Below are 18,157 nucleotides of genomic sequence, written 5' to 3' on the forward strand. Positions count from 1 at the left end.
CGTACGCGCCGTGACATCATTCATTTATTAACCAAGCGACAACGATGAGCCGACTTGCCAAGTTCAGTATCGGATTAGGATTGTGCGTAGCGTTACTCTTTGCCGCGTCCGAGTTCTTGAGGTGGCCTACCACGACGGTGAGCGATATCGAATTGCTACGAGAAACCGAGCAGTTCACCTTGGTCCGTCATGACGGGCAGTCCGGACGAATGTACAAATCGTTCGTTGATGATTTTTCAGAACCTCAGTTCTTAAGCTGGTTTGGCGAAGACCGGTGGACCACCATCGATACACTTTCACCTTCGTCACCATCGTTAGAAGAATATGTTTCGCTTCGGAACAAGATCTTTCGCGGCGAAAGCGACTTCCTCGACAATCGAATCGAAGCCGGGGACGGCGTTGCCAAATTCACTGCGGTTGCCCCGACGCCACAAATGGTGACGTCGAAATCAATGTTAGAAAACAATCGACTCTGGTTCGTGAAGGGGGACCACCTTTGGTACCGGGGTAAGTACCTGCTGAAGAAAGGTGTGCCGTTCACGATTGCGGACTTCCAGGAACGGGGACGTTACAACAGTCCCGGTCCACGGATCACGATCTGGGACAAGAAGTACCTCGGGTACGAACTGAAGTCGGGATGGAAGCCAAAGCGACGTCAGACAGAGTTTGAGATACCGATCGACACTTGGTTTGTCTTGACCGTTCATTTGCTGCTCGATGAAAGCGATGGTCTCGTTGAAATCTGGCAGGATGATGACTTAGTCCTTAGCGAAAACGTTGCGACATTGGCCGCATCGGATTCGCTTCTCAACGCTCTTGAAGTTGGAATCACTGCGACGGATGAAGCCGCTGAAGTCTGGGTGGATGAGGTTGCGATTTCGCACGCTCGCCTTCGTTAGCGATGCGTTTACGTTCGCGATCGCATTATCAAATCGCATATTGGTTAGCGTTCGGACACACCACGAAACGTTATCTAGTCACTTGATCTTCTAACAGCTTTCGGCACTGCCGTTGAGCATCCGTCCAGTTTCCGCTCTTGGCCGTTGCGAAAACACCTCTGATCGCATCGTTAGATTCTTGGCTCAAAGTCAACGATTCAGTGGACTCGACCAGAGTGCGCTCAAGCTGTTCAAGACCCGTCTCGCTGTGCTGATTGCAAACGCGGTAGAGCGCGATGGCAACGTCGTACCCGCGGTCGTCCAAGACGACTCGTGATTGCATCCACCAAACACAAACAACGATAATCGTAACGCAGGCGAACATTGCACCCGCAAAGATACGTATTCCATTCCATCGGGATGTTGATCCGTGCTTCGATCTTAAAGTCGATCCCACTCGATCACCTCATTTTCATTCATGCTTGAAAGCTCAGCCCATAGGAAAAGATCAACCGAGTTGCTTACGAACCGAACTGAGCCGTCTCCCAAGCATATGTAACCACCGCCGGGGTGTTGCGAAAACATTTGGCCAACGTGATAGGTCGGGAAGTTGACCGGATGAACGATCGGAAACCCCGTAATGTCGAGCTCGCCACCAGACGGCCCGGCATGCACCAGCGTCAGAGTCGCGGCAGCATCCGGACCATTCTCTGGGGAGTGGAACCTCGGATGGGTGAACGCCCCGGTAACAACACCGACCCACGTCTTATCGCTTAGGGCAGAACTATGTTCGCCGAAGAAAATCGTATGGCTCAACCCGTCCGTCACATCTCGAAAGCGAGTCGTTGAGTTGCGAAAGAAAGGTCCATCCGCGACACGACCCGCATCGCCCTCGATCGTCACAATTCGAGTCGCGGACGTATAGATGTTCGTAAAAATCTCACCCGTAGCAACCGATCCGCATTCACCCCAACAACTTTCTTGTCCGTGGCTGGCCACATAGTGGCTGCGTCCAAGACGCGGTGTGCGATTGGCAACGACCAAGGGATCGCCGACGTCGTCGACCAACTCAAACGGTTCATCGCCACCCGTTGAACTTGGGCACAGAAACAGGGGGACGGTAGAAGCGACGGACGCTTCGTTCGCCGGAGACCAAATCGGCTCGTTCGCACGCAGGCTTTCAACCAAAGCGTTGGACTCAATGAACGCTAATAGCCCCGAGCCCCAACCCCATCCTGGGCTCGCGTCCCAGGTCACGGCGTCCATCTCAACATTCGCGGGAGCAGTACCGTCGTTGGTGGCGTATGAAACGTAGCCGGACGGCAAGCGAGAGAACGCTGAGTGATAGTGGTGGGCCGCCATCCCAATTTGTCTGAGGTGGCTGCTGCACGTCACACCCCGCGCCGCCTCGCGAGTCGCTTGAACCGAAGGTAGCAAGAGTCCCACAAGAACGCCGATGATCGAGATCACGACCAATAGTTCGACCAGAGTAAAGCCAATGCGAGGATTGCGAGATGAACAATACGAAACAGGATAGCTTTGCATCTGCGCCTCTTGGAAAATGACCTGCGGAAGTAAGTTAGCACCGGCTAACTTAGGGTGCCAAGAAACGCGTGTTCGACCATTCCGATCGAACACGCAAGTTAGCTTAGGCTAAGTCTCGGTTTTTATCTTCCGTGGCGACTAGCGACAAGGGGGTACGGAACCATTTTCCGCTTCGCTACACTGTGGGGCTTCGCTACACTGTGGGATGGGAAGGTCGAGCGTTTTGGCTGACCTGGATTGCCGAGCATCGGCTGTGAACGAATGGTAGGAGACCCTGGAATTGCCACCGAAAAGTTTTCATCGAACGCGTCAGGATCACGCTACCGAGGTCGCCGAAGATTACGTCGAGGCGATTGCTGAGGCGATTCGGCTTAACGGCCAGTGTCGCGCGATGGATCTGGTCGCTCAGTTCGACGTCACGCATGCCACGGTCAACAACACCATCGGACGGTTGCAACGTGATGGGTTCGTCGAGACGGCGCCCTACCAACCGATCGCGTTGACCCCCAAGGGCAAGCGTCTGGCTGATCGAGCACAGCAACGACATGAGATTGTCAAAGCATTCCTGCAGCGACTCGGAATCAGCGAACGTACTGCTGAGGTCGACAGCGAGGGAATGGAGCATCACGTCAGCAAGGAAACGCTCGATGCGATGCAGCGAGTTTTGGAGGAAGGATTGCCAGACGTCAACAAGAATCAATAGTTCGCCTTCACGCACTCAATCGAAGCTAGGTGTTGACTCTGTTCGCTTTCTGCAATTCTGGTTCGTCTTGAAAATAGGCGGCATGCGATGCGGGTGATCGCCTTCCGCAACAAAGTTTAGTCACTAATCAGGTTAAGAAGCGTGCCATCGCAACTCGATTGGATGATCCCTTGTGGCTGGTTTTCTTAGCGAAACCCAACCGTGGAAGCCTCTGGCGATGAATGATCGCTTCGAAGAAGCGATGGTCGAGGTTAGCTTTCGACATGGGTGAAGCGATGGGAGGACACATGGTCGCTATCGAGAACCGCAATTGGATGAACGCTCGGATGTTGGCTAGAATGGTCCTATGTCAATGCAAACCAATCTTCATCGCAGACGATTCGTCCTTCAATCGGTTGCCGGTTCCCTGGCCCTACCCGGCTTGCCATCTTTGATGGCGGATTCAGTCGGCGGAAATTCCGTCGTTCAAAAAGCACGAGGAGCTGGTTCTGGTGCTCGTCGATTTGTCGCGGTCGGCAATCTGTTGGGTTTTCAGCAGAAGCATTTTTTTCCCGAAACGCCCGGTCGTGAGTATGAGCAAACGACTCTGCTTAAACCGCTAGCCGCCAATCGTGACCAAATCAAGGTTTACCGTGGGCTCGATCATGGTTTGCGCGGTGGTCACTTCGCAGTGCATACCTTTTTATCAGGCGTGTTGCATCACGAATCAAAGAACCGTCGCGATGGCAATGTCACGATCGACCAGTTTCTTGCTGATGAGATCGGCAATCAAACGAGATTCGCTTCGCTAACGGTTGGATCCGAAGGCGGCATCCACGGTGGATGCCAAATGTCCTGGACAAAGTCAGGCGTCCGAGTCCCTCCCATCACCGGACCCGCCGAGTTGTTCGAAAGGTTGTTTGTGACTGAATCGAAAGATCGACGGGCTCGGTCGATCGAGGCAAACTCGTTACAGTCATCAATTCTTGATTCAATCATGGATGAAGCGGGATCGCTATCCCAACGAGTCAATCAAGAAGACAAAGCGAAACTCGACGAGTACTTTACTGCGATTCGAGATGTCGAGAAGCGATTAGAAGTGCGAAAGCGTTGGGCGGACCAACCTAAGCCGGAACCTCCTTTCGAAAAGCCATCGGACCGAAACACGGTCGACGATCTGCCCATGATGTATGAGCTGATTGCGTTGGCACTTCAAACGGACTCAACCCGAATCGCGACGCTGGAAATCGGAGGCAGCTTCCTTCCGCAAAACTTGGGAATCGACAAGTCTTATCACAGTCTTTCGCATCACGGCAACGATGAACAAGCGATTGAAAATCTCGTGACCTTAGAAACCTACCAAATTAAGCAATTCGGTAAGTTCCTGTCGCGACTCGCTGAAATGCAGGATGGCGAACAAACGCTTCTCGACTCCACAGCAGTGTTGTTCGGAAGCGGCATGGGCGACGGAAATTCACATAAGAACACGGACCTTCCCATTGTGTTGGCCGGTGGTGGGTATGGCGCTGGTGAGTTCAAGCAGGTCGGCACCAAAGGCAAGAACAGCGTCCCACTGTGCAACTTGTTTGTCGATATTGCTCAGCGAATGGGAGTCGAAACGGACTCGTTCGGTTCCAGTACCGGCACTTTCTCATAAACGCGATCGCTATGCATCTCTCTCGAATGGGCCACCGGCGAGTAACGCTCGTTGCGTGGATGTTTGCTTTCGCTATTGCAACGGAGCGTTCCGTTGAGGCGATCGAACCGAGTCCCTCTCAACCGACCCCGGTCGCCAATTTTTTGGCAAACTACTGCCTGGACTGCCATAACGCTGAATCCGAAGAAGGCGACCGAGAGTTTGATTCGTTCGAGTTACCCCTGACGTCCGAGCAGCTCGTGATCGCGGCTGATGAGATGATCGATCAGGTGACGTTGAATGTGATGCCGCCTGAGGATTCAGAGCAGCCGAGCGACGAGGAACGTCTTGCATTCGTAGGTGAACTGCGAGACCAAATTCAGCAAGCGCGAGATCTGTTCGCAAGCACTGGTGGGCGTACTGTCATGCGTCGCCTTTCCAACCGCGAGTATGAAGTGACGCTGGCGACACTGTTCGGCCGACGTGTCGATACGTTGGGCCTGACCGCAGACTTTCCCAAAGAAACAACCATCCACCACGTCGACACAATCGGCGAGAGTTTGGTGACGTCCGGGTTTCTATTGGATCAGTACTTTCAAGCTGCTTCACGATTGGTCGAAGCGCGGCTTGGCAGTCCGGCGACAAAGCCGCAGTCGTGGCACTTTACGGATAATTTTCGACAGTACGAAGAACTCAGCGGACCTCACCGAAAGGCATTCAAGTACGGCTTTCTTTGTCTGTACGAACAGCCCAACACTGACACACGACAAGGTGGCTACGGACACATCGAAGATTTCCTTCGTGGCGTACCAGTATCGGGTCTCTATGACATCGAAGTCCTTGCTCAAGCGATGCACCGAGACACTCACTACGACCCAGAAATATTCCGAATTGATTTCACTGAACCTTTCCAATTGGCCGTGGTTCCCGGTGACGTGACTAAAGGCCATATCCATTACCCTCAAGCAATTGAGCCAGTTCTGGGCAGCACGATCGTGCCGGACGAGAAACAGGAATGGCTTCGCTTTCGAGTTTGGCTTGAAGCCGGACAAACCCCTCGTTTCATCTTTCCCAACGGTCCGTATGAATCGCGTGCTTCGGTTCTAAAAGTGAATGAACGCTACGAGGATGAATTGTCGCAAGGCAATAAGGGCGTTGATCGAACTCAGATTCTTCTTGAAGGCGCACTGCCTCATATCAAGATCGACGAGATTAAGATCAACGGACCTATCGAAGAGCGCGGCGGCAGCAATGAAGAGAAAGCGGTCTTCGGCGACGACGGATTTCAACCCGACCTTGCACTCGAACAGTTGCAGGAGTTCGCAAGGAAGGCGTTCCGACGCCCGCTTGATCAAACCGACCAAGATCGTATCGAAGCGATCTACACGCGGCGGATAGCTGAAAACGCCAAGCCACGGCAAGCAGCGCTGGATACGGTGAAGATGATTCTTTGTTCGCCTTCGTTCTTGTACCTGAGCGAGATCACTCCTGAAGATGAAAGTGAACTTCGTCCATTTGATTTGGCGTCGCGACTCTCGTACACGCTTTGGGCTGCCCCGCCCGATGATGTGCTGTTTAATTCCGCGGAAACCGGACGCCTGACTGACACCGACGAACTTAAGCTGCAGATTGAGCGGCTGCTAGATGACACGAGATCGCGTGAGTTCGTTGTTGGTTTTTTGGATAGTTGGTTGAACTTGCGAGACATCGGAAACCTGCCCCCGCCTCGCGATAGCGTCAATGAGTACTATGCCGAAAACCTGCCCGAAGCGATGAAAGAAGAGACACGTCTATTCTTTCGCAACTTGCTTGATGAAAATGGCTCGGTCACTGACTTTTTGGACGCTGATTACACATATGTCGACAAGAAGCTCGCCAAGCTCTACGGACTGCCTGAGCAGGATACGCTTCGGTTAGCGGATGGTTTCCAACGAGTTAGCTTGGCGGGTAACCACCAGCGCGGCGGCGTGCTGGGCATGGCAAGCGTTCTTACGGTGAGCGCGAATGGCGTAGACACATCTCCGGTGACGCGTGGCGTCTGGGTGCTTGAAAACGTTCTGGGCGTGACACCGCCGCCGCCACCCGATGAGGTCCCGTCGATCGATGCAAACGTTAGCGGAGCAACTACGATTCGCGAAAAATTGGCCATTCATAGCGAGGATAAGGCTTGCTACGTGTGCCATCGAAACATGGACCCGCTCGGATTCGCGTTGGAAACGTTTGATCCGATTGGGCGTTGGCGAACCGAATACGCTCGGCCAAAGTGGGAAAAGAATAAGCCTGCCGCGTTAGTGGACCCGTCAGGCAAACTACCGTCGGGCGAAACGTTTGAAGATTTTGACAGTTTCAAGTTTGTGTTGCTGGAACACCGACGAGACTTGTTCACTCGCCATTTGATTGAAAAGCTTCTAACGTATTCATCCGGCCGATTGATGGAACGCGCCGACCAGTACGAGATCGACGATATTCTTGCTCGCGTCAAGGCAGACGACTATGGTTTGCAAACGTTGGTCGTCGAAGTCATGACTAGCCAAATCTTTCGCTCTCGCTAGTACGAAGAACATCGCCCCGCTAGTCCGAGCTTCGCGGTTGCCGCGCAAAACAGACACAAGTAGCAAGTCAACCAACGATCAAGATCGGCCGTTAGTCCTAGTGATGTTGAAGTCTAGGGGCATTTCTTTGAATCTCACGCGAGTGCGAATCCAGCGACAGCGGCGTGCCCTGATGCAGACCAAAGTTCCTGGCTAGACTGACGTCGCAGCTTCGCACTTTGTACTCGCAATTTGTTTTCGCACCTTCGCCCTCCCACCTTCGTCTTCGCACCTTCACCCAATTCACTCATCGACAATATGCCTTGGATTTATCTCGCTCTCGCCGGACTACTGGAAATCGGTTGGGCCGTGGGACTGAAGTACTCTGATGGATTCTCCAAACCGATCGCGTCGGTCGTAACCATCATCACGATGATCGCTAGCTTTACTCTCTTGTCATTCGCTCTGCGATCCATTCCTCTTGGCACCGGCTATGCGGTGTGGACGGGGATTGGAGCTGTCGGCACTGCGATTGCGGGGATGGTGTTGTTTTCAGAATCAAGAGACCTCGTCCGCTTGCTTTGCATCGCACTCATCGTCGTGGGAATCATTGGCCTCAAGTTCACTCTCGCAGCCGACCCAAACTAACGAATCAACAGCGAGTTGTCCTCGAACACCTTTTGACGCGTCTGCGTGGTCGGTATCCAACATGTTTCGTCGTTGCGGCTGGTTTTGAGCGACAACTCCATGAAAAAACGCTTTTGTCACAGGCTGACAAAAGCGTTGTAAGTGGCAAGGTCTGCTCACGGGTGCGTAACGCAAAACAGCATTACGAGAACGATGTCGTGTTGCTGGTCGACATCGTAGAGAAGAAACTACTTCTTCAGTGAGTCACGAATCTCGGTCAGAAGCACGATATCGGCTGGTGGTGGTGCATCAGCTTCTGCCTTTTTCATCCACTTGCTCGCTACCTTCAATGCGATAAAGATCACGAAGGCAAGGATGGTGAAGTCGATCACATTCTGGATGAAAGAACCGTAATGAATGGCTGCGGTCACAGTTTCGCCAGCATCGTTGGTGATCTCTTTGCCAAGCGGAATGGTTAGAGCCGACATATCGGGAACACCAGCAACCACTGCGATCAGTGGGCTAATAATGTTCTCGAGAAAGGATTTCACGATTGCCGCCGTCGCCGTGCCCATCACAATCCCGACGGCCATGTCGATAAGGTTTCCCTTGAATGCGAAGTCTTTGAAGTCTTGGATAAAACTCATTCTTTATTTCCTGAACTTGAACAAATAGGTTGAGATCGTGTTTCCACTGCTACAAGTGATAAGCGAATTGCACGCATAAGAACCGCACTCTGGCCGCAACAAACTTCCGCAATTTGCAGCTTTCTGACGTTGTCGCTCCCTCCTACTCCACGCAGTTTGCCGCACCGTGGCAAATTACGTTCCTTTCGATAGCCCTACGCCGTTCGACAACGGGACCTCGACGGACACTTGACAACCCGTTACTTAACATGTAAAGTAAATGTGTTGTCACACGGAGATCAATAACATGGCCCCCATCACGCTACGCCAGCAACTCGGGAAACGCGGTCCGTTTGAATCGCTCGAACAAGAGGCAATGCTTAGCATCCTTCGCACGAGTGACCTGCTCGAAAATCGCCTCGCAAGATTGTTGCGTGATCACGACCTAACGCCGTCGCAGTACAACGCACTTCGCATCATGCGTGGCGAGGGCAAGCCGATGCCCTGCTTGGAAGTAGCGCAACGGATGATTCAGGTTGCTCCCGCGATCACTCGCGTCGTCGATCAATTGGTCGCCAAGGGGCTCGCCAGTAAAGAACAATCACTCGAAGATCGCCGTGTGTACCTTGTGGAGATCACAAAGCCGGGACTGCGTGTGTTATCCAAACTTGATGAACCAATTCAAACGATGCATCAGACGCTGTTGGGACACGTGCCCAAGTCAGAATTGAAAATGCTCAACGCAATTTTGCAAGCGACCAGGGAAGGGATCGCGGAGTAGTTTTCTTACCCAAATAGTTCACATGTAAAGCGTAGGCTGCACGTTCGTTGTGGCTCGCAATTGTTCACTTACCTTAAGGACCGGACCTCATGAACGCTTCACGTCGAAATATGCTTTCCTTAACGGCGGCCGGACTGATTCACGTTGCCGCTAGTCCGAGTGATTCGCTTGCTGATGGAACGGCGGATAACCAATGGTTGATTCGTCAAGCGACCGAACGTGGGCATACAGATTTGGGGTGGCTCAAGAGCTTTCACTCATTTTCGTTTGGTGACTACTACGATCAACGGCACATGGGTTTCCGTAGCCTACGTGTGATCAACGATGACAAGATTTCCGCCGGTCGAGGGTTTCCAACTCATCCGCATCGCGACATGGAAATCATTTCCTATGTGCTACAGGGGGCTTTGCAGCATAAGGACAGCACGGGCAAGGGTGCCATCATTAGTCCCGATGACATTCAAATGATGTCGGCTGGAACGGGAATCACACATAGTGAGTACAACCCATCGCAAACCGAACCGAACCATTTTCTTCAAATTTGGATTGAGCCGGCGATGCGTGGTGTGCAGCCGCGGTACAGCGACAACAAAGTAACGACGGAGCAAAAACTTAACGTCTGGAACTTTATCGCAGGCCCAGAAGACTCTGGCGCGGCGGTTGACATTCATCAAGACGCCAAAATCTTCGCGACCAAATTACAAGGTGGATCGAGTCTTGATTACACGCTTGAAGCCAATCGTCACGCGTGGCTTCAAGTTGCCACGGGTGAGGTAATCGTCAACGGAACGACGCTTGCCGCCGGTGATGCGGTGGCATCGAGCCGATCGACAGCCTTGCACGTAGTGGCAACTCAAGATGCCGACGTGCTGTTGTTCGATCTCGCTTAAAGCATTTTGACTCTCTCGGTAGGGCGATGCCGGTCATCGCCCGTTCTCATTTATCATGGGTGCTATGAACGCATCACTCTCTTACTTAGGAAACTTAACATGGCCAAACTCCTGTACATCGAATCGTCGCCACGAAAATCGCGTTCTAAGTCGATCGCGGCTGCTCAGACTTTCCTCGACACTTACCAATCGAACAATCCAGACGATGAGATCGTGACAATCGACTTGTGGACCAAGCGTCTGCCAGATTTCGATGGCTATACCATTGATGCCAAGTATCAAGTGCTACATGGTCAAGGTTTTGATGACGACCAGGCCAAAGCTTGGCAGTCCGTCGTTGACGTTTGTGATGAATTCAAGAGCGGTGACAAGTTTCTGATCAGCGTGCCGATGTGGAATTTCAGTGTTCCCTACAAGCTAAAACACTACATCGATGTCATCGCCCAACCGGGCCAGACGTTCAGTTTTGATCCTGAGACGGGTTACACGGGGCTTGTTACTGGGAAGCCAGCGGTCGTGGTTTACGCACGAGGCGGTACCTACGACGGTGACAGCGCAAAGATGGATCACCAGAAACCTTACGTCGAGCAGATGCTGGGTTTCTTCGGATTTACCGATATTGAATCCGTTGTCGTTGAGCCCACGCTCGCCGGTCCTGATGACGTTGCTTCGACGGAAAAAGCTGCCGCAGAGAAAGCTCGAGAACTCGCTAAGAAGTTCTAGAGATTCAAATCAGTTGATCGCGAAGTTGCCCGCGGCAGGCAACTTCGCCAAGGCAGCCTCTTCAGGCGACAGCGATCGGCTAGTGAGTTTGTGATCGTACGCTTGGCCCGGTTAGCACTTGGCCAGTTTAGCGACGCCGCGTGCCAGCGCGTTTGAGGCCTTTGGCGATGAAATCGAACGCTTCGACCGGTTTATGATCTTCGAGCACATCGAAGAAACAGGCCAAAACGCGTTTGGTTTCAGCAACGTTCAACTTCACGCCTGCCGTGTCCGCACGAGAGGCGACTTGATTGTAGATGTCGCCTAAGGAAGACGGCTTCGGTTTTGCGGTGGACTTCTTGGGAGCTGCTTTCTTCTTGGCCATGAAGACTTCTCTTGATCGAGTAGGAAGGCGTGTCGACGAGTGGCTCTTTGTAACGCAAAGCAAACATCGCGAGAACAACGATCAGCCAATTCAACAAATTCATTTCTTCGCGTGGCAGTCGTAATTCCCATCTTCGGAACAACCGCGTTTGATTGACAACGCAGCGTCCATGCCTCATCGTTGAATGAAATCGGCATTCAAACTCGCAAGGTGTCCCAGATGCAAAATCACGACCGGGAACCTTCTTCGCTACGTCGATTGGTCACGATCTTAGTTTTGATTGTGGCGGGTGAGACCGTGTTCTTCTTGCCGTTCGTTCTACCACGAGTATTCCGACCGACGTTGTTGGAAGTGTTTCAACTGACCAATCTTGAATTGGGCGTTGCGTTTTCAATTTATGGTCTGGTCGCGTTGCTGGCGTACTTTCCGGGCGGGCCCCTCGCAGACCGATTCTCGGCGCGAAAGCTGATGGCATTTGCGTTGTTGGCAACCTCGTTGGGCGGAATAGTCATGACTTCATTGCCCTCGTTTCCCGTATTGAAAATGCTATACGGTTTTTGGGGTTTAACCACGATTTTACTGTTCTGGGCACCGCTGATTCGAGAAACGCGTGCATGGGGCGGTGCAGAGTTACCCGGTCGTGCGTTTGGATTTCTCGATGGCGGACGCGGGTTTGTTGCCGCTGCGATTGGTAGCAGCGCCGTTGCACTATTTTCGTACTTCATGCCCGACGACGTTCAAATCGCAACACCTGACCAGCAGGCGAATGCGTTTCGACAAGTTGTATTGCTGTTTTCAACGATCACATTCGCCGCCGCAATCCTCGTTTGGTTTGCGATCAATGACAATAGCCATCGGCACATCGCGCCCACCAGCGAGTTGAAGTCGCAGGGAATCGTACGTGTGCTTCGCATGCCGACCGTTTGGTTGCAATCTGTTGTCGTGGTTTGCGCCTATGTCGGTTACAAAGGCTTGGACGACATTTCGCTTTATGCGTACGAAGTTCTTGAGTTTGACGAAGTTGAATCAGCCACCGTGGGTACTTTGTCTATGTGGGTGCGTCCATTCGCGGCGATCGCGGCAGGTTTGCTGGCGGATCGAGTAGGCGTTGCCAGAATGACAATCGCAAGCTTGGCTATGTTTGCGATCGGCACTGGCGTGATCGCGATCGGACCTTTCCAACCTGGCGTGACCGCATTCTTTTTCGCGACGCTGATCGCCACGAGTGCTGCGGTATTTGCTCTTCGCGGTCTCTATTACGCGATGATGGAAGAGGGACGCGTGCCGTTTGGAGACACCGGTACTGCCGTGGGCATCGTATCGGTCGTCGGCTACACGCCCGACGTTTTCATGGGCCCGGTCATGGGAGTCCTGCTCGATCGATGGCCTGGGGAACGAGGGCATCAATACGTCTTCCTGGTACTCACCATAGCTGCACTAGTTGGCTTGGTGGCATCGATCATGTTTCTTCGAATCGTGGAACGTTCGCAACGCCAAGCGGCTTGATTGAGCAACCGTGCCTCATGCTGGTATTTACGCTCGACTAGCTGTCAATATTGAACCGCTCAAGGAAGTCTGCGGGAATCGAAGCGGTCATTCGTCCGACCAACGCATAGTAGAACAACTGCGTTCCTTCCATCGAAAGTCGGTGTCGATAGAGTTCGAGGTGATAAATATCAAGGTACTTCGAAAAGATCAACTCTCGGACTAAACGCGAAAAACCAGACTGCTCATTGTGATCGAGAAATGTCTCCTTGATATTGAACGCCAGCCACCCATTGGTGCTGATCAGCTTCATTGCATTGAAGAAGGCTCGCGGTGGAATGTCACCAAATCCTAGAGCTGCGACGCAAGTCAAGCAATCAAAACGCCAATCGCGCAGCTCTTCACTCACATCGTCGCTTAGATTGGCGAAATCTTCGATGTAGTAATCATCGTAGACCGTTGAACGATCACGGAAGGCTGCGTCTCTTGCTTCCGGAATGATGTCGGCACCGACGAGTCGAGCGACTCCATCACGTTTAAGGACCTCTCCCATCATCCCATTGCCCGCGCCGAGGTCGATCACACGCAATTCGGAAACCGGTTCGCGTACTGTATCAAGGGCGCGTCTCAAGAGATCGGCAAGTTTCTCGGGAGAATTGCAACGCAGGCGTTCGTAGAAAAGCTGCTCATACAAACCGGGACGCTTGTAGATCTCATCGTAGTCATGGAAGCGTAGACGCTTCTCTCTGCCATCCTCAATGAGCGTGAAGAATACCTCGTCTTGTCCTAGGCTTTCGGAATTGGATGACGGAAACTGGATGCGGTAGCGTTTAGACATAGCGAGGTACCCTAACGGCATATCCATTGGAGACCAAGGCCCCTGCACCATCTGACTCTGGTCGATCCACTCTCATAAGTTTGAGTCAGCCATCGAGTGCACCAACGGCTGCAGTCATCAACATGCGGAGACACAAAACGAAAACAATGCAATCCCTGAACGCCTATTCAAATGCGTTTACCTAGAACATTGCGTGAAACGCTGATAGGTGCGTTTGTGATCCTAAGGGTTGCGATAGCTTTGCCCCAAGCAGCAGGGAAGAAGCGAGGGGATGCACCTGAGAATCGAGACATCAAGTTTGCGAATCCATCGCCTCGCGAGGGGTTTGGCGTCGGATGTATGGCGTTTACCGAGCGGACGCAGGCGTTCCTTAGCGATCGCGACAACGCGATTGCAAATTGACATCATTCCCAGCAACGGCGTTCTCTGGCCCTGTCGCCCTTGCTTCAATCGGTCGGCTCCGTCCGAACCTTAGCGGCTTGCAAGATGAAGTTCGATTGAACGGGAGCCTTGTCACCGCCCAAGGAATCGCTGGATAGCGCCCCAGAATGCGTGTTTCACGGCGGTTCGTGGTGACGGGGGTCAGCCTAGCATCAAAATGTTGGCGGAAAGGACTGCATTCGTCGTCCAAACTCGGTTCATCCGTTGACGCTTGAGCGAGTGATTGCCTACCTCCTAGCAATAGCCGTCATACGTTGTGACGAAACTTGGTGGAACGCGATCATGAAACATCCTTGGCGATACGCGATAGCGAGAAGGTGCTGTTACACAGTGCTAGCGGTCACGCTTGTTGCCGTGGTATTTCGAAACTCGATTGCCCGGTATGCCACTGCAACGATCGGTTCGCGCCTACTAGAGACTGAGCTGAAGGTTGGTTCCATCGAGTGGGGGCTATTTGCCGTCAACGTCCGAGATATCCGCGTTGCGGAACCGGGCAGCGACCAAGACCAAGCCACCGTTGGTCGTCTTGCATTCGCATTGACACCGTGGCAAGGAATTGTTCGCGGGGTCTGGGTGGAGCACGTCTCCCTAAGTGACCCAACGCTTCATTTACGATTTGACAGCGATGGAAAACTGCTGTCGAAGTTTCCATCGGCGGGTGAATCGAAGTCGGGCACTGCCAAGATTCCCATTGGCAAACTCGACGTACGCAATGCAACGTTGGCCATCCACCAATCCGGCAAGCAAACTTTCACCATTTGTGGCGCCAGACTTGCCGCTCGATTCGACGAAGAGATTCGAATGCACGGCGACGTTCCCGACTTTCTTGGAGGTACGATTGAGGTGAAGGCGTTGGTCGACGCAACGACGCTTCAAGGATGGACGAAACTGACGGTCCAAAATGTGCGACTTGATTCCGAGGAACTTGCACGATTGCCGTTAACACCAGCGAAGATCAATCAAGAAGGCGTATCGGCAACGTTAACGGTCCACGCGACAACCCAGCATCCAGCAAACTCATCTGATTTACGACAGCACGAACTGCAGTGCTTAATATCCGTCAAAGACATTGAGTCGTCATCTTTGGGAACTCTTTGCAATGAGTTCACGATACGTTCAGTGCACCGAGATGCGGTCTTGGCAGTTGAAGGCAGCGGAGATATGTCAGGCGGGAACGTCGACATTGCAGCAAACTGCGACTGGCACACGTTACCGCTGTCGGCAACCGCATCCATCGCAGTCGATCAATCGGATCTAGGGCGAATCGCGTCTCGCATAGATCCCGACCTAGACTTCGGCGGCAAATTCGCACTCCAAACGCAATTCAAGCTAACTGCTGATACGCATACATCATCGTTCTCTCATGTGATCAGCTATCGAGTGTCAGACATTCGGGCCGATGCGATTCCTGTCGAAGATCTCGCCGGTGAAATCAAGTGCGTCGGATCGCTACAAAACTTCGATAAGGATTCGTTAGCGGGCAGTTTGTCAGGTTCTCTTGTTTCCAAAGGGTTGAGTCTTAAAGACCTCGCTCAGCGTTTTGAGCTTCCGACGTCTTCCGGACGTATTGGCTTGGCTTCCAGATTCGACGTCGACCTTAGCGACCTTGAATCTCCAACCGCCGTAACTTTTGATGCCTCGCTGAACGCATCCGGATTAGCCATGGGTGAATGGCGATTGCAAGACACCAACGCTCGCTTGACCGTGAAAGACGGTATCGCGAGTGCGAGTTGCCAAGACGTGGTAGTGCTAGATTCTCACTCAAACCTGCTAGCTCAATCGGACGCAGTGATTCGTGTACCGCTTGCGTCTGAAGAAAGAGCAACGTGCAATCTGCTACTTTCAGTGTTGCCCACGTCTTCCTTGGCGCAAGCGTTGTCCGTTGATGCTCGGCAGTGTGGAGGTGAGCTGATGATTGCGGGAGCCGCGTCGTGCAGGGTCGCGGATGTTGCCAGCCCAGAATCGTGGGTTGCTCAAGCGTCTCTACGTTCTCGCGATTTAGCATTTGCGGGCGAATCGTTCGCGGATGTCGACGCAACGTGCGAATTGACCGAAGGCCGAGTGTCGGTACCGCCATTCGCAATGCGTTGGCGGATGAACGAGTGCTTGGTACAGGCGGAAGGAACGGTCCAAGATCGCCTTTGCATACGCGGAAGCCTACTTACCGAATCATTTGACGTTGCCGACGTCGCAGAATTGGCAAGTCAGTTCTCAAGCACCAGAATGCCAGCGTCTGGTACCGCACAAGGAAGTGGTCAGTTTGAGCTTGTCACTAGTCCCTTTAACTTCGTTGCATCGGGACGCATGGATCTGAATCATGCGATGTACGCCGGGTCAAAAATTGGGCACGCGCAACTGGACTGGAACGCCGATCCGCAGGGTGTTCGGATCCAAAGCTCTTCCAAACAATTTCTCGGTGGCGGTTACGACCTAATTGCCCAGATCCAGGATCTTGACTGGACAACCGCAGTCGTGGAAGGCCGTTTTCGAGACATTCAAGCGGCACGCTTGGCTGCTATCGTTGATCGCAATCTGCCTGTCAGCGGATCATTGGATGGAGGAATCAAGGTGACCTCCATTGCTAGTTTGGAAACGCTTCAGGGTGAGGCGTGGGTTCAGAGTCGTGGACTTTCGGTTCACCGAGTTCCGATGGAGTTGTCCGCGGCAAAGATTTCCATCGCATCGGCTCAAGCGATCGTGCAAGGCAGCGGCGTGATCGCAGACGGGCGTTTCGAGGGAGTGGCGAACGCTAGTTTGCCAAACTTGCGAGATCATTTTCAATCTGACGATCCAAATCTGAATCGCATTCCGATTGTTTTTCAATGCGCGGTCGAACGCTTGCCGATCGAATCGCTCACACGACACATCGATGTGCCTCAAGAGCTAAGGACCACGCGAGGAACATTAGCTGCGACACTCGAGCGAGATTCGTCGATGCTGGACGGAATCTCACTTTGCAAGGCAAGCGGTTCGGTGTCTGAATTGCAGGTCAATCGTGTTGGGTTGTCGGATCGAATCACGAGCGAGATCACTGTTTACCGCGACCGCTTAGAACTACGACGCATTGATGGACGCTTCGCCGACGGTCGTTTATCCGGAAAGGCCGATATCCGACTCGGGGTACATCCCAGCGGTACGTTTGAGTTGGCGGCAAACCGCGTCAGCTTGCGTCGTATCGCTGCACCGTTTTCAGCGCAACCCATCGCGGGTAGTGGCACCGTGCAAATTCGCGGTCGAGTTGGAAAAGTAATTTCGGGTCGCGCCGACCTTTCGCTTCGCCACGGCGTGTTCGCTGGTGTGAGCATTCCGGAAGCTAAATTGCCAGTGGATTGGTCCTACTCGCAACCTTCAAAGCTAGCGAGATGGCAGTGCCGTTCCGGTGCAGTTTCAGCGGGCGGAGGCAACGTGCGAATCAGCTCGGAGGGAAGCTTCGGCGACAATCTCAATATGGTGACCTCGCTGCGCATCGAGCGAGTGGATTCATCCAAACTCATTCAAGGCAAGTCAGTCGGAGCCGGTGTGATCAGCGGTGACGTCTCCCTGCGAGCCAAGCGTGCTCAATCGCCAAAACAGATCTCTGGCACGTTCGACCTAACATTGGAAAACGTGAAGTCAATGGAGATGCCAGTGCTGGACCAACTTCCCAACCTCGTGAGCCTTTCCCCGCCACGACCGGGACAGGGTCAAGACGGAGGCACAGTTTACGGACGCATTTCGGGCGGCCTGGTGCATGTCGATCAGCTCGCGATTTCTCAAAGCAATGTCCAGGTACTCATGTCGGGCAATGCGACGCTGGATGGTCGTTTGAACTTCGACGTCACCGCGAGCACCCAATCCGATGGGCCTGCGGACCAAATACTCGAACTCGCAAACTCTCCGTTGATGCTGGCAGCACCCGCCCCGATCACTCTGGTCGCCAAAGCAAATGAACTCATGAAGGATCGTGTCGTTCACGTCCACGTCGGTGGCATCGCATCTCGACCGACGCTGCGGCTGCAACCCGGAAAACAATTAAGCCAAGACGCCGTGCGATTCTTTCTCAAAGCTGGCTTCGGTGATTTACCCGCAGCCATTGCCACCAGGCCCAACACTCAAATTCGACGATAACCC

General features: G+C 53.0%; 17 protein-coding genes. 11 read left to right on the forward strand and 6 right to left on the reverse strand.

The window, feature by feature from the left end:
- The first annotated feature begins 44 nt into the window (after nt 1-44).
- Nucleotides 45-899, forward strand: coding sequence for a membrane or secreted protein (locus Pla22_RS17000; RefSeq protein ID WP_146516005.1), 855 nt, complete (start codon nt 45-47; stop codon nt 897-899).
- Nucleotides 900-969: 70 nt separating this feature from the next.
- Here Pla22_RS17000 and Pla22_RS17005 read toward each other — a convergent pair whose 3' ends face one another.
- Both Pla22_RS17005 and Pla22_RS17010 read right to left on the reverse strand, forming a co-directional pair.
- Nucleotides 970-1,263: a hypothetical protein gene (locus tag Pla22_RS17005; RefSeq protein ID WP_146516006.1), complete on the reverse strand. Its 294-nt coding sequence runs from the start codon at nt 1,261-1,263 to the stop codon at nt 970-972.
- Nucleotides 1,264-1,319: 56 nt separating this feature from the next.
- Nucleotides 1,320-2,423: a DUF1559 family PulG-like putative transporter gene (locus Pla22_RS17010; protein WP_146516007.1), complete on the reverse strand. Its 1,104-nt coding sequence runs from the start codon at nt 2,421-2,423 to the stop codon at nt 1,320-1,322.
- Between the two features lie 280 nt (nt 2,424-2,703).
- Here Pla22_RS17010 and mntR point away from each other — a divergent pair, with 280 nt between their 5' ends.
- Nucleotides 2,704-3,126, forward strand: a complete 423-nt coding sequence (gene mntR / locus Pla22_RS17015) for a manganese-binding transcriptional regulator MntR (RefSeq protein WP_146516008.1) — start codon at nt 2,704-2,706, stop codon at nt 3,124-3,126.
- A gap of 127 nt (nt 3,127-3,253) precedes the next feature.
- Here mntR and Pla22_RS25280 read toward each other — a convergent pair whose 3' ends face one another.
- The gene (locus tag Pla22_RS25280) at nt 3,254-3,391 is read right to left on the reverse strand and encodes a hypothetical protein (protein ID WP_165440716.1); all 138 of its coding nucleotides are present in this window, start codon (nt 3,389-3,391) and stop codon (nt 3,254-3,256) included.
- A gap of 81 nt (nt 3,392-3,472) precedes the next feature.
- On the opposite strand from Pla22_RS25280, the gene Pla22_RS17020 reads away from it, so the two are divergent.
- The 3 genes from Pla22_RS17020 to sugE all read left to right on the forward strand — a co-directional run bounded on the left by Pla22_RS17020 (nt 3,473) and on the right by sugE (nt 7,920).
- Nucleotides 3,473-4,762 (forward strand): DUF1552 domain-containing protein, encoded by a 1,290-nt coding sequence (locus tag Pla22_RS17020; RefSeq protein ID WP_146516009.1) that lies wholly within the window; start codon nt 3,473-3,475, stop codon nt 4,760-4,762.
- An 11-nt stretch (nt 4,763-4,773) separates the two neighbouring features.
- On the forward strand, nt 4,774-7,293 hold the full coding sequence (locus tag Pla22_RS17025; RefSeq protein ID WP_207310402.1) for a DUF1592 domain-containing protein: 2,520 nt from the start codon (nt 4,774-4,776) through the stop codon (nt 7,291-7,293).
- A gap of 297 nt (nt 7,294-7,590) precedes the next feature.
- Nucleotides 7,591-7,920, forward strand: a complete 330-nt coding sequence (gene sugE, locus Pla22_RS17030; RefSeq protein WP_146516010.1) for a quaternary ammonium compound efflux SMR transporter SugE — start codon at nt 7,591-7,593, stop codon at nt 7,918-7,920.
- Nucleotides 7,921-8,147: 227 nt separating this feature from the next.
- Here sugE and mscL read toward each other — a convergent pair whose 3' ends face one another.
- Nucleotides 8,148-8,546, reverse strand: a complete 399-nt coding sequence (gene mscL / locus Pla22_RS17035) for a large conductance mechanosensitive channel protein MscL (RefSeq protein WP_146516011.1) — start codon at nt 8,544-8,546, stop codon at nt 8,148-8,150.
- Nucleotides 8,547-8,832: 286 nt separating this feature from the next.
- Here mscL and Pla22_RS17040 point away from each other — a divergent pair, with 286 nt between their 5' ends.
- From Pla22_RS17040 to Pla22_RS17050, 3 genes are all read left to right on the forward strand, one after another.
- A complete protein-coding gene (locus Pla22_RS17040; protein WP_146516012.1) occupies nt 8,833-9,306 on the forward strand; it encodes a MarR family winged helix-turn-helix transcriptional regulator in 474 nt (157 codons plus the stop codon).
- Between the two features lie 89 nt (nt 9,307-9,395).
- Nucleotides 9,396-10,196, forward strand: coding sequence for a pirin family protein (locus Pla22_RS17045; RefSeq protein WP_146516013.1), 801 nt, complete (start codon nt 9,396-9,398; stop codon nt 10,194-10,196).
- A 99-nt stretch (nt 10,197-10,295) separates the two neighbouring features.
- Nucleotides 10,296-10,919 (forward strand): FMN-dependent NADH-azoreductase, encoded by a 624-nt coding sequence (locus Pla22_RS17050; protein ID WP_146516014.1) that lies wholly within the window; start codon nt 10,296-10,298, stop codon nt 10,917-10,919.
- Nucleotides 10,920-11,046: 127 nt separating this feature from the next.
- Here Pla22_RS17050 and Pla22_RS17055 read toward each other — a convergent pair whose 3' ends face one another.
- Nucleotides 11,047-11,283 carry a hypothetical protein gene (locus Pla22_RS17055; protein WP_146516015.1) on the reverse strand — a complete coding sequence of 79 codons (237 nt, stop codon included), beginning with the start codon at nt 11,281-11,283 and terminating at the stop codon, nt 11,047-11,049.
- Nucleotides 11,284-11,502: 219 nt separating this feature from the next.
- On the opposite strand from Pla22_RS17055, the gene Pla22_RS17060 reads away from it, so the two are divergent.
- Nucleotides 11,503-12,789: an MFS transporter gene (locus tag Pla22_RS17060; RefSeq protein ID WP_146516016.1), complete on the forward strand. Its 1,287-nt coding sequence runs from the start codon at nt 11,503-11,505 to the stop codon at nt 12,787-12,789.
- 37 nt (nt 12,790-12,826) lie between these two features.
- Here Pla22_RS17060 and Pla22_RS17065 read toward each other — a convergent pair whose 3' ends face one another.
- Nucleotides 12,827-13,606: a class I SAM-dependent DNA methyltransferase gene (locus Pla22_RS17065; protein ID WP_146516017.1), complete on the reverse strand. Its 780-nt coding sequence runs from the start codon at nt 13,604-13,606 to the stop codon at nt 12,827-12,829.
- Nucleotides 13,607-13,777: 171 nt separating this feature from the next.
- Between Pla22_RS17065 and Pla22_RS17070 the strand changes: the two genes are divergently transcribed.
- Together Pla22_RS17070 and Pla22_RS17075 are read left to right on the forward strand one after the other, a co-directional pair.
- Complete coding sequence (locus Pla22_RS17070) at nt 13,778-14,008, forward strand: hypothetical protein (protein ID WP_146516018.1); 231 nt, start codon at nt 13,778-13,780, stop codon at nt 14,006-14,008.
- Between the two features lie 321 nt (nt 14,009-14,329).
- Nucleotides 14,330-18,154 carry a hypothetical protein gene (locus Pla22_RS17075; RefSeq protein WP_146516019.1) on the forward strand — a complete coding sequence of 1,275 codons (3,825 nt, stop codon included), beginning with the start codon at nt 14,330-14,332 and terminating at the stop codon, nt 18,152-18,154.
- Nucleotides 18,155-18,157: the final 3 nt, after the last annotated feature.

This window comes from Rubripirellula amarantea, from assembly GCF_007859865.1.
Taxonomy (GTDB): domain Bacteria; phylum Planctomycetota; class Planctomycetia; order Pirellulales; family Pirellulaceae; genus Rubripirellula; species Rubripirellula amarantea.